16 protein-coding genes are annotated in these 11056 nt (G+C 46.5%); 3 read left to right on the plus strand and 13 right to left on the minus strand.

The annotated features are described in order from the left end of the window. Positions 1-72 precede the first annotated feature (72 nt). The 13 genes from PSSD_RS19245 to PSSD_RS19300 all read right to left on the minus strand — a co-directional run bounded on the left by PSSD_RS19245 (position 73) and on the right by PSSD_RS19300 (position 8996). Positions 73-1167 carry a BsuBI/PstI family type II restriction endonuclease gene (locus tag PSSD_RS19245; protein WP_058973339.1) on the minus strand — a complete coding sequence of 365 codons (1095 nt, stop codon included), beginning with the start codon at positions 1165-1167 and terminating at the stop codon, positions 73-75. Continuing rightward, a complete protein-coding gene (locus PSSD_RS19250; protein ID WP_058973353.1) occupies positions 1164-2960 on the minus strand; it encodes an HsdM family class I SAM-dependent methyltransferase in 1797 nt (598 codons plus the stop codon). Before PSSD_RS19250 ends, PSSD_RS19245 begins: the two co-directional genes overlap by 4 nt. A gap of 132 nt (positions 2961-3092) precedes the next feature. Next, positions 3093-3326, minus strand: coding sequence for a DinI-like family protein (locus PSSD_RS19255; protein WP_058973340.1), 234 nt, complete (start codon positions 3324-3326; stop codon positions 3093-3095). A gap of 9 nt (positions 3327-3335) precedes the next feature. Beyond that, on the minus strand, positions 3336-3524 hold the full coding sequence (locus PSSD_RS19260; RefSeq protein ID WP_058973341.1) for a hypothetical protein: 189 nt from the start codon (positions 3522-3524) through the stop codon (positions 3336-3338). Positions 3525-3686: 162 nt separating this feature from the next. Next, positions 3687-6056: a replication endonuclease gene (locus PSSD_RS19265; RefSeq protein ID WP_058973342.1), complete on the minus strand. Its 2370-nt coding sequence runs from the start codon at positions 6054-6056 to the stop codon at positions 3687-3689. After that, complete coding sequence (locus PSSD_RS19270) at positions 6053-6868, minus strand: DNA adenine methylase (protein WP_058973343.1); 816 nt, start codon at positions 6866-6868, stop codon at positions 6053-6055. The genes PSSD_RS19265 and PSSD_RS19270 overlap by 4 nt, the downstream gene beginning before the upstream one ends. Then, the gene (locus PSSD_RS19275) at positions 6865-7161 is read right to left on the minus strand and encodes a DUF3850 domain-containing protein (protein ID WP_058973344.1); all 297 of its coding nucleotides are present in this window, start codon (positions 7159-7161) and stop codon (positions 6865-6867) included. The genes PSSD_RS19270 and PSSD_RS19275 overlap by 4 nt, the downstream gene beginning before the upstream one ends. Further along, positions 7158-7385, minus strand: a complete 228-nt coding sequence (locus PSSD_RS19280) for a TraR/DksA family transcriptional regulator (protein WP_058973345.1) — start codon at positions 7383-7385, stop codon at positions 7158-7160. Before PSSD_RS19280 ends, PSSD_RS19275 begins: the two co-directional genes overlap by 4 nt. Next, entirely contained in the window at positions 7385-7612 is a 228-nt protein-coding gene (locus PSSD_RS19285; protein ID WP_058973346.1) for a DUF2732 family protein, read from the minus strand. The genes PSSD_RS19280 and PSSD_RS19285 overlap by 1 nt, the downstream gene beginning before the upstream one ends. Positions 7613-7679: 67 nt before the next feature. After that, entirely contained in the window at positions 7680-8018 is a 339-nt protein-coding gene (locus PSSD_RS19290; protein ID WP_058973347.1) for a DUF5347 family protein, read from the minus strand. Further along, a complete protein-coding gene (locus PSSD_RS26725) occupies positions 7982-8170 on the minus strand; it encodes a phage filamentation protein Fil family protein (protein ID WP_072215002.1) in 189 nt (62 codons plus the stop codon). The genes PSSD_RS19290 and PSSD_RS26725 overlap by 37 nt, the downstream gene beginning before the upstream one ends. 3 nt (positions 8171-8173) lie before the next feature. Further along, positions 8174-8683, minus strand: coding sequence for a phage regulatory CII family protein (locus tag PSSD_RS19295; RefSeq protein ID WP_058973348.1), 510 nt, complete (start codon positions 8681-8683; stop codon positions 8174-8176). A gap of 28 nt (positions 8684-8711) precedes the next feature. Further along, positions 8712-8996, minus strand: coding sequence for a hypothetical protein (locus tag PSSD_RS19300; RefSeq protein WP_058973349.1), 285 nt, complete (start codon positions 8994-8996; stop codon positions 8712-8714). Positions 8997-9133: 137 nt separating this feature from the next. Between PSSD_RS19300 and PSSD_RS19305 the strand changes: the two genes are divergently transcribed. The 3 genes from PSSD_RS19305 to PSSD_RS19315 form a co-directional block, all read left to right on the plus strand. Next, positions 9134-9697 (plus strand): phage repressor protein CI, encoded by a 564-nt coding sequence (locus tag PSSD_RS19305; protein ID WP_058973350.1) that lies wholly within the window; start codon positions 9134-9136, stop codon positions 9695-9697. Positions 9698-9699: 2 nt separating this feature from the next. Beyond that, on the plus strand, positions 9700-10737 hold the full coding sequence (locus PSSD_RS19310; protein WP_058973351.1) for a phage integrase: 1038 nt from the start codon (positions 9700-9702) through the stop codon (positions 10735-10737). A gap of 80 nt (positions 10738-10817) precedes the next feature. Beyond that, on the plus strand, positions 10818-11056 hold a 239-nt coding region (locus PSSD_RS19315; protein WP_201023834.1), incomplete at its 3' end, for a flavodoxin domain-containing protein.

An 11056-nucleotide genomic window follows, 5' to 3' on the forward strand; every position in this document is an offset into this window, starting at 1 on the left:
TTACTGGCGGGCCGGGGGCAGAACGATCCTTCTGGGATCATGCGGATTCATGCAGTAGCCATATGCAATGAATCAATCGGTGTTATCTAGCCCACCGCTGAGTTTAATAGCGCGTCCGTCGCGTAAATCAATGAGATTTTCGGGTTCAGAAACGAACCATGCGTAGGATCCCCACGCAAGTTCTGTGATTGCCTTTTTAAAAGGTGAAGCACCACGGTCCATGAATGCAGTTAGGAAGGCGAGATTTTTATTACTAAATCCAGCATCGGCAGCGATTTTAGTTAGAGCAACTTTTCTCTCACGATTTACTGGACCATCAGTAGCGACTACCTCAGTGAATATAAAAAGCATGTCAGAACCCGATTTATCCTCACCTAAATCTACAAGAATAATATCAGGTAGAGCCTTAGAAGCATCTATTTTTAAACCTAAAGAGCTTGCAAGCTCCTCGTCACGGGTGACTACCTTATTTCCCGACTCTGAGAGCCATAGCACCGCAGGGACCTTAAGAAACTTAGGGGCAAAAACTTCAATTACTTCCTTGGCAATAACACTTGATGGCCCAGGAGCAAGAGTTCTTTTTCCTCCGTCTGGGAATGTAACGGTCAGGCTATCGTCAGAGCTGGAAATACTCGATTTTATGAGGCGTATTCTGGCGAGTGCAGCTTTATTCAAATGAGTTTCTTGCCAGCCTCGAATTTTAGCCGTCAATTCATCAGTAGTCAGTTCTGGTTTGAATAGCTCTGCAAACGAGGCATTTAAACAATATCTTGGCTTGGAAGAGGTGGTAGCAACCCCCTTTCTTTCAATAACGGCATGGCAAGGTATTAATCCGCCTCTCAACGTTTCATCCCTGACAGGCTCTCGTGAGTTTGGTGCGTACCAAGCGTCAATCGGTCTAGTACTTTTCTTGGAAAGTGTTTCGTTTAGCCAATTAACACGATCATCTGATGACTGCTTACTGGATTGCTCATTACCCATATCTGTTATTTGGCTGGGTCTAACCCACCTTTCATTACCGTCTATCGCTCCTGCATATAACATAACAAATACAGTTTTAGCTGCCATTTCTCTTATGACATAATTTCTGTTTTCCGTACCCTCTGGAAAAATTTCGATAAGTCTCTTATGTATTTCAGCTATTTCAGGTAAATCGGGCATCATCATGATACTGAGACTCCATAAATTTTTGCAATAACTCCCTCCAACTGAGAGGAATTTACGCCTGACCCTATATAGTTTTGCAATTCAGTTAACTTGGCTAAGTCAGGTAATGGGATAGCATTCAACTCATATGCTGAAACGGCCACGCTCCCGCTAATACAGCGGAAGATTCTATCTACAGTTGCCGAATTGAGAATTTTCTCGATCACATTAGCATGGACACCCGAGAACAGGTCGTCAGAACTAATCACATTAACGTGATTTTCAACAACAACCCCGCCATATTCATCTATGAAATTCTGAGGGATTATCGCTGCCATGATTCTCCTATCCTGCTCTTTCGAGGTTGTTCTCTGAACTAGCAGACACTCATTTGTGGTTATGAGAAAATCTTGTTTCTTCATAACTTCAATAAACGGTACGTGATTCTTTCTGGTGGCACTGAATTTAAAACCTTCGGGCGTAACTGACTCAGCCCAAATCAGTGGATAATAACCTTTCTTCTTAACTTGCCGTAACTGTGGTTTAAATCTGTTCCAGACAAGTTGACCGGTTGAAACCTTATAACCAACATCTGAGAGTCGCAGGGTAAGCTTCTTGATTTTATTTATAAATGTCACATCTGTTTTTTTACGAGGTAACAACCAAATCTTACCGCCGCTTTCTAAATCAACTTTGCCTAAAGCCTCTGTTTTTGCTTTGTTTAGGCCTTTAGGGATCAAAGACGAAACAGAAACTTTCCTGTCATGCCGTCCTGATTTGAATGTAGCCAGCATGGTCTCCTGCAATACATCGTCAAACACTCCATCTCTGTCAGATATAAAATCGAAAAAGTATGGGGTCGTATATTGTGTCAATAGATTCCTGAGCGATGTAAAATATTGTCCACCTAAAAAAGATGTAGGGGTCAAAAAGGCAATTACACCTGTATCAGGCTTGATTAAACGCACAGCAAGATCAGTGAAAAGGCCATATAAGTTTGCATGACCAAAAAGAGAACGAGAAAATTTCTCACGTAACACGGGATTCAGGGAAACTCTCCCATAAGGAGGATTTCCCATCACAAGGTCAAATTCTCCTAAATCATCTTGGACGAGTGCGTCTCCGACAATAACCACTGAATCAGGAATACGACGCTTTGTGCTCACGCAGAGGGGCATAATAGCAGCCTCAAGAAGAACAAGGCTCATCCATGCGGCAAAGGGGTCTATCTCAATCCCTTTTAGGCGCTTAACCAGCCTTCTGAAGATCCATTCGGGTGAAGACCCTTTCTCATTCTTGAGCATTCTCAAGGCGACTGGTGCTAGAAATGCCCCTCCACCACATGCTGGGTCAATTACCGAGGCTTTAGAAAAATCTACCCCACTGTTTTCTGCCATATCAAGCAGACGCTCTACAAGTGGAGGGGGCGTATAATACGCCCCTTTTTCCGAACGGTAAGCAGTTGGCAACATAACAGTATAAATTGAACCAATCAAAAATCCGGCGTCTTCCGCCGGAAATAAAGCAATCAACTCTCCGGTCCTATCTGCCAGAAGACCGGCATCCACTGCAATATCATCAAGTTGCACAGCAGAGGCAACAGGCTTAATAGTCATTGAGGCCCTGTGCTTTTCAGCTATCGATGCCCAGTAAGCCCTCAAAACTCGTACGCAATAGGAACGAGCCTGTACAAGCCTTGCTTCATCATTTTCAAAGTCAGCCGCATAGCCCTTAGACATTGCTTTACAGGTTTGATAACGATGTAAAAGGCTTAACTCTGTATTGTTAATGAATTCAAGTGGTTGTGCGAGCATACTCATTCCTAAACTCAGGTAGACTAATTTAAACTTACCTGTAAATTTTGTCGGCGCAAGGATAACAGGCTTGGCAAGGGTAAGTGAACACGTAAACGAAAGTCTGTGACAACAAATAAATTCTGATGATGATCAATGCTGCCAACTATCGTCTTCCCAAACAGACTGGAGGATTCCCATAACGTTTTTTTTATCTTCGTCCAGTTTCAGCCCGCTAAGCTCGACACCGTTAGCGCTTCCCTTTCGGATGCGAATGCTGGTTTTGGGAAATACAGGTAAAAGATTTTTGTATAATTCGGCCTCTAGAAGGGCCAAAACTGCTTGGCTGATTTTTTGCTCTTTATCAATCATGATTTCAATTCGCATAAATCCCTCTCAATGCGTTTCAGATCCAGTCTTTATGGATTGTGACCTTCTTACTTCAGCCATTAGCTCGCTAGATAACTCCAGTAGCCAATGGATGGCCATTTCTTTCTCTTCAAAATCACACGTCCCAAAAGCAACCTTTTTAAGAATGAAATCAATACGCTGGAGTTTAATTTCCTCCAAAAGATAGTCCCGCATCTTCCCCCCCTCAAATCCACAACTGTATATGTGTACAGTATAATAAGGATTTTTAAATGTGAAATGATTTTTCCCTTCAATAGGACAAAGTCTGAATTCCAAATAGTAGAGAAGTCACATTAAGATATTGAAAATAAACAACTTTACTCATCCAGTGGATTTCTACATCCAAATGCGCCATCTGTCATCTTCGTTCAAACGTCCGTTACTGTAAAAAATACGCAAACCGGCACCTGAGCTTAAACTGCCGCCAGCCATAAGCAGATCAACCTCCGGCGCATCACCACCAAATCCCCGCGCCTTCAGCTCTGCTACAAGTTGCTTCCGCTCATCATCAGTGATTTCCTGTTTGTAACTCTGACGTTTTGGCGGTCTGACCGTTCTCAGGACAGCAAGCAGCTCCCTTCGCTCTTTCCTGCTCATGTTATCGAAGTCTGGTGCAGTCAACGGTCCCGCCTCTCGCTGATCAGCGGTTTCAAACACAATCGGATCACCCCCTGAAATGTTCAGTTTTTCATCAGGGGGACAGTTATTGCCACGAGTCCAAGGGGCGCAAGCGCCCTGGTCGGCTGTCGCCTCCTGAACGTCAACGGCCTTACGGACCATTTTCCACTTTGTGGCGTGCGTGCAGATGCGTCCTGCCACTAACGGGGACCAAATGCCATAAATGCGAGTGCCGTGATCGCCATAAGGTGTCGGCTCGTCGTTTAGTTCATAAGCCGTTCTAACGATGTGATGTTTGCGCGGAACAAGCACGCCGCCCTGCTTCATGATGTAGGTGGCAAAGCAGCCCACATCTGCAGCAGCCAGCACGGCGTCCAGCTGCGCGTTTTCAAGTACCGGCGCACCTGCTTTTTTATCGCTCTGATTTCTCAGTGCCTGGCGGGCAAGCACGCGCAGTTCCCGGTAAGCCTGGCGGCCCGGAATGCCAAAGAAACGGAATTGCTGAACACGATGAAGTGACGCCCACGCGCCTACGTTCTCCGCGATGTCACGCAGTGATTTTCCTGTCTCGGCGCTTATTTCATCAGACAGCCCCCGGCCATCAATGTTTTTGCTCACATATTTAGCAATGTAACTGGTTGGCGTGCCTTTGCGCGGATTAATAAGTTCAGACTTAAAGCGCGGCCCGGTATTGTTTCCCAGCTCCTCGCGGTCTTCACGAATGGCGAATTTACGCAGCAGGCCGGTGATTAAGCGGCGCTCTTTTTTGCGCATAAAGCACAGCAGATGCCAGTGCACGGTGCCGTCGTGGTGTGGTTCAGCTACGCGTACCCCATACCAGCGCAGCCCGGCTTTATGCATGGCTTTACGGAAGGCGGCAAAAGTATCCACCAGATAATCGCTGCTCTCACGCACGGTGGTGTTAGTCCACTTTGGATTAGGTCTGCCGTTGTTCAGGGTGGCGTGGAATCTGGACGGGCAGGTGATGGTGTAAAACACCGCGCAATCCCCGCGCATTTCCGCGATAAGCTCCAGCCCCTTAACACATGCCATCATCTCAAGGCGGCGGTTAGCGGGATTGCTGTTACTTGCATTAACCACGTCTTCCATATCCAGCGTATCGCCTTCATCGCTGACCAGCTCATGCGAACGAAAGAACTCCAGAGACTTCCGTCGCTGCTCCCGCTTATGGATTACGGCCTCAAAACTGACGTAGGGAGAGGCTTTTTTGTTAACGAGGCAAACAGCACGCAGCTGCTCCTCACGCCATTCACAGCGCAACTGCCACAGCTTGCGATACCACCAGTCCGCGCACAGCATGCGGGCCAGTGATGGTGGAATGAGATCGTAAGGGACCGGCTTGCGACGACGCTTTTTACGGCGCAACTGCTCAAACGCAGGTGGGATAACGTCCAGCTTCATCGCTTCTGCTGCCACCAATTCCCATGCCTGACGGATTTGCTCAGGTGTGACATTATCCGTGATGAAAAGATGACCGGATGCTTTATCCAGACACATACTCATGTGCGCGGCGATCAGCGTTGACTGACGCTTAACCTGATTCTGGTTCATTTCTGGCAAAGCCAGCAGGCCATCCAGCCCGTCATGGCTTGCCATAAAACGGAATGAGGCAGAAATCTGACTGTCCCGCATGATTGCCAGCCTTTCCAGACAGGGGCGGATTGTTTCTCGAAGATAACGGGAATATGCCTGTGGCCTGCCAAGATTATGGAAAAACTTTATTCTTTCCATCAGCGGCTTGCTGATGTGTGCAGGCTGGGCTGCTACATCTGCAACAATAACCAGATCGGGATTGAAACGCTGCTGCTCATGAGCCATCTTGGCGCGACTGACAATCTTATCCTGCGCCATTTCTCGCTGGACAGGATCACGATGCTCATTGAAAAAATAGCGGTCCCAAACCTCATCACTCATCGCCTCACGGCGCAACTGCTCCTGCTGGTTGTCCGCAGCATAAAGACTGATCAGGTTTGAAAGCGCAGAAACCGGCGTAACTTCCGCCGGGTCTATTTGTGGGTTTATTGCTTTTTTTGGTGCGTTCCACGGATATGCGAACTGCTGGCTCATTGAGCTGCCCCATCAGAAGCAGCTAAAAAAGCACTTACAGCGATTATTTCTGATGCACGCTTACCTTCACCCGCAGCAACGCCTACAGAGCGGCTTACACTGACTTTGCTGATGTTAAAGGTACGGTACAGGTGGCGGGTGAACTCGCTGTCGCTGTTGGAAACCACGACAGCGTTTTTCTCTGAGGCATCTGCCAGCATTGAGGCCAGCGCAACCTGCTCGTCTTTGCCAAAACCGTTAGTGTGATACTTACTGAAAGTGTCGTGATAAGGCGGATCGCAATAAACAACATCGCCTGTTTTGAGCATGCGAAGCGATTCGCGAAAATCTGCACAGATGAATGTGGCGCGCTGCGCTTTATCAGCAAACGCCTCAATCTCTTCCAGCGAAAAATAAGGCTCTGAATAATTACCAAATGGAATATTAAATTCGCCACGGCGGTTATAACGGCAAAGGCCTCGATAACCATGACGATTAAGATACAGGAAATGCGCGGCGCGATCTAATAACGGCAGCGCTGGGTTATGATTGAATGCTTCACGCAGGCGGTAATAACTTTCGTCAGTTGTATTCTGAGTAAACAAACTGAGCGACACGACAATAAAGGGGCGGGTGTGTTCTTTAATCTGTCGATAGAGGTTAATCAAATCCGGGTTAATATCCGCCACAAGATATTTTCGGTAATCAGTGTTCATCATTACCGCGCACGAACCGGCGAACGGCTCAACCAGTCGATCACCATCTGGCAGATGAGCAAGTAACTCAGGCATGATGCGGGACTTGTTGCCTGCCCATTTCAAAATAGTGCTCATGATAATTCCCTCAGCTTGGCAGCAAGGATTTCAATAGCGTAAGCATGAGGAGTGGTTGAAATCGAGAGCACCACCCAATCGGAATCAGAATTAATAAGATCACTAACAGGCAATATGTGTGTTACTTCTACAAGAATAACGTCAGATGTAAATTCGCTTTTAAATTCACATAACAAGAGGTAATCGCCGCAATGATAATTACGGTCATTAATTCTTAGTTCAGCTTTTTTGGTTCCCTCACATACAGCTTGGAAATGCTCAGAAGTTATTTTCAGACAATGAATTTTTCTCATAACGCGGCTCCTTTGTAATGTGCACTTTTTAGCTCGCTGACTTCTTTGCAGGTTACGCATACGGACACCCCCGGCAGAGCGCGACGGCGCGCCTCGGGAATTGCCTCACCACACGAAAGACAGAAAAACTCGCTCGCCCCAGACGGGCGGTAAGTTGCGTTTGCCAGATTGCGCGCCAGTTCTTCCTCAACACGCTGCTGAACCAGATCCATTGAATCAGCCATTAGTGCAGCTCCTTCGCCTTGTTCTCAAAGCGTTCTGCTTCTTTGTCCAGCAGCTCAATGATTTCCGTCGCTGACATTTCCTGCTGACGGGCATGAATTGCCAGAGCGGCCAAACGGACAGAAACGGACAGCGCATCATCACTGCGCTGCTCGGTTTTGGCTTTGCTCAACAGAGCATTAAGCGCGTCCTCATCAACTTTAAAATTACGGGTCTGAATATTTCGCATTACTCTTTCTCCTGAATTTGGGCAAAAGATGCCCGGCGGGTTTACGCCATTTATTTGCTTCGGTTAATTAATTAGGGAGCGTCAATTTCTTTGGAAATAAACTCACGACTGCACGAAGGTGATTCATTGCACCAATCAGCGCGGTTATTTCGTCACTCGTCAGTTCACTGTATTCAACGTTGTGACGCTCTTTGCTGATATTCGCCAGAAAGAAAATGGCACTCAGTGCACGGCTGTTTTGTTCAAACTTTTCATCACGCTTATTACGCATATCAGTTAAAAAGCGATTAAGTTCAATTGCGCAATCGCCATACATCATCGTGCGAAGTGCTGAAATATGGTTCAGCGCGCTGGCACGTTGCCCCGCACTCATTTGCACAGTGATACTTTCAGCTTTGTAAGCCATGATTTTTTCCTCTTACCCGATAAACCTGCCAGCAGCTCAATCTGTGAGTGAGCCGGGTGCCAGCGCTTACCCTCATCCCCGACAATCCAGCCATGGCCGTATGCGTGGGACGGGCTTTGACGCTTCAATAACGGTGCCACTGAAAATGCCATCACTCACACCATCCCTATTGATGCGCCAATACCGCTGATCACATCGGCAGTACCAGACAGCGCCGGGTTTGAATGGACGCGAGCCTGAACAGCAAGCGCGGCGAGCGTAAGACAGCGAATACCCGCATGAACGTTCTGAACCAGTCCGCGACGACAGGCTGGCGTTAGCTTGTCCTGGCTGACAACTCCGGCCGCAAGCTGTCCGACTTCAGCCGTTGCCTTCAGCACATAAGCCGGTAAGTTTTCCTGCGCCATTTCGTTCACCGGCACACAAGGCAGGCACTGAAGCTGCGCCAGAGCACCATCAACTAGCGTTGAATCCTCTGTCAGGTCGGTGAGGATCAGCATTTCACGGACTGTCAGCTGATGAACCTGCTCCGGGTTAAGCTTGTTACGGATGGTTTGCGGATTCAGGCCAGCTTGTTTAGCGAGCTGGATGATATTGTGCTTGAGTGCAAAAGCCCTGCAGGCATCATCAAAGTGGCTATGTGTGGAGACGCGAAAATCAAACATGCAATCACCCTTCCCTGTTCTGATAATGCTATTGAGTACTTTTTGATGTTCTGCGGCGTACTAATTTGGAAACTTTAGCGGCTTCCTGTTCAGCTTCTTGGTACGAGCGAATGGCATCGGCACTTAAAGCAACCAAATTGATAAGAACTTTTTCTCGCTTACCTTCCTTGGCTAAGCGATGACGATAAGAAGACAAGCGACCATCACCAAGCATCAGTTCAATGGTTGCTAAATCTAACCCAGTGGCTTCGCTATAACGCTCTTTGGTCATATGGGGAACGAGAAGCGAGATTGAAATGTTGTTTTGCATCATGCAATACTCTCAATGTTTGCCTTTTGATTTCTAATTAAGCCTAATCAGACCTAATAAGAACCCGAATTCGCACTTCGAGGCCAATTTAGATCCGATTTGGGGTACTTGTCAAACCAATTTGAACCCTAATGAGAACTATGGAATTTAATAACGGTGGTCAGAAAGTTGTGCATCGCCTTCTAGAAGCCTACGGCTTCAAGACTCGCCAAGCCTTATGTGACAAGCTTGGAGTTGCTAAAAGCACAATGGCTTCACGGTATATGAGAGACATTTTTCCTGCGGATTGGGTGATTCAGGCATCTATTGAAACAGGCGTGAATGTAGAATGGTTGTCCTTTGGGACAGGTCAAATGTACTCAAATGAGAACAAGCAACCACCCAAAGTTCCCAGCGCCGTCCTAGATAGTGGGGAACTTGTATCAGGAGAGTTTCTTTATTTTGATGAAGAACTCTATCCCGAAAACCTGAACTCTCCTTGTCTGATTTTTGTCGGTAAAGAAAGATATCTGATTGACAATGATACGGCAGAGATCCGCGATGGGCTTTGGCTGATGGATATTGATGGGAAGAAGTCCATTAGAGAAGTAATGCTGTTACCTCAACATAAAGTGAGAATCACAAACGAAGCTGGAAGCTTTGATTGCCCCATACAGGATGTGAATTTTGTAGGCAACGTTTCACTTGTGATGCGCAAGGGCTAGCGATGAGTGTAAGAAAGCTTTCGACTGGAAAATGGATGTGTGAATGCTATCCCCAAGGACGCGATAGCAAACGAGTAAGAAAGACTTTTCCAACAAAAGGCGAAGCGGTTGCGTTTGAACAATTCATCATGAATGAATCAGCAAGTCGCCCATGGATAGCAGAAAAAAGCGACACGCGAAGTTTATTAGAACTGACTGAGCTTTGGTACAATCTTCACGGTCAGTCATTGCGTTCTGGAAAGATGATTTTCAACAAATTAAAACATATGACCGGCGCAATGGGTAATCCTCGCGCCACAGCTTTTAGCGCAAACGATTTTGCTCATTACAGAAAACTCAGGCTTTCCGGCGAAATTTTTCTGGATGGTCGCTTTCCCAAGGGTGTGACCAAATCAACTCTAAACATGGATCACTCCTACCTCTGTTCAATGTTCAATGAACTGGCAAGGCTTGGTGAGTGGAGCCATCCGAATCCACTTGAAAATCTCAGGAAATTGAGTACTTCAGAACGTGAGATGTCCTGGCTCAAAAGTGATGAGGTTGAGGAGTTACTTGCTATTTCAAGCAAGCACTTGCACCTCCATTTGATTGTAAAAATTTGCCTAAGTACTGGTGCTCGTTGGAGTGAAGCGCAGAACCTCAAAAGCTCACAAGTTATAGCCAATAAAATTACCTTTACGAACACTAAGAGCGGCAAGAACAGAACGGTTCCCATCTCATCGGATTTGTACGATGCGCTAAAGGAATTAGGTAACGATAAGTTATTCGGGTATTGCCTCTATCAATTTGAGCAGGCGATAAAAAGATCATCCATTATCTTGCCAAAGGGCCAACTCACTCATGTGCTGCGACATACTTTTGCAGCTCACTTTATGATGAACGGCGGTAACATCCTCGTACTACAAAAAATCCTTGGGCACCACGACATTTCGATGACTATGAGATATGCGCACTTTGCACCTGAGCACCTTGAAACAGCTATAACTCACAACCCAATAAGCACATTGGAAAAGTGGCGGCAAAATGGCGACCGAGTTTAATGGTCATTAGATTTCATTAGTACTCATTACAATGAACACTCTTTATATTTCATGTAATTAGCTGATTTTATTAGGTAAATATGAATATCGGTCTGTTTTACGGTTCCAGCACCTGTTACACCGAGATGACGGCGGAGAAGATTCGCGACTTCATCGGTGAAGAATTAGTCACACTGCACAACCTCAAAGATGATGATCCCTCGTTGATGGAGCAGTATGATTTGCTGATCCTTGGTATTCCAACCTGGGATTTTGGCGAATTGCAGGAAGACTGGGAGGCCATCTGGCAACAGCTGCCCGCGCTGAATCTGCAAGGCAA

Origin of the sequence: Type-D symbiont of Plautia stali, assembly GCF_001485335.1 — a bacterium.
Classification (GTDB): Bacteria; Pseudomonadota; Gammaproteobacteria; order Enterobacterales; family Enterobacteriaceae; genus Pantoea; species Pantoea vagans_C.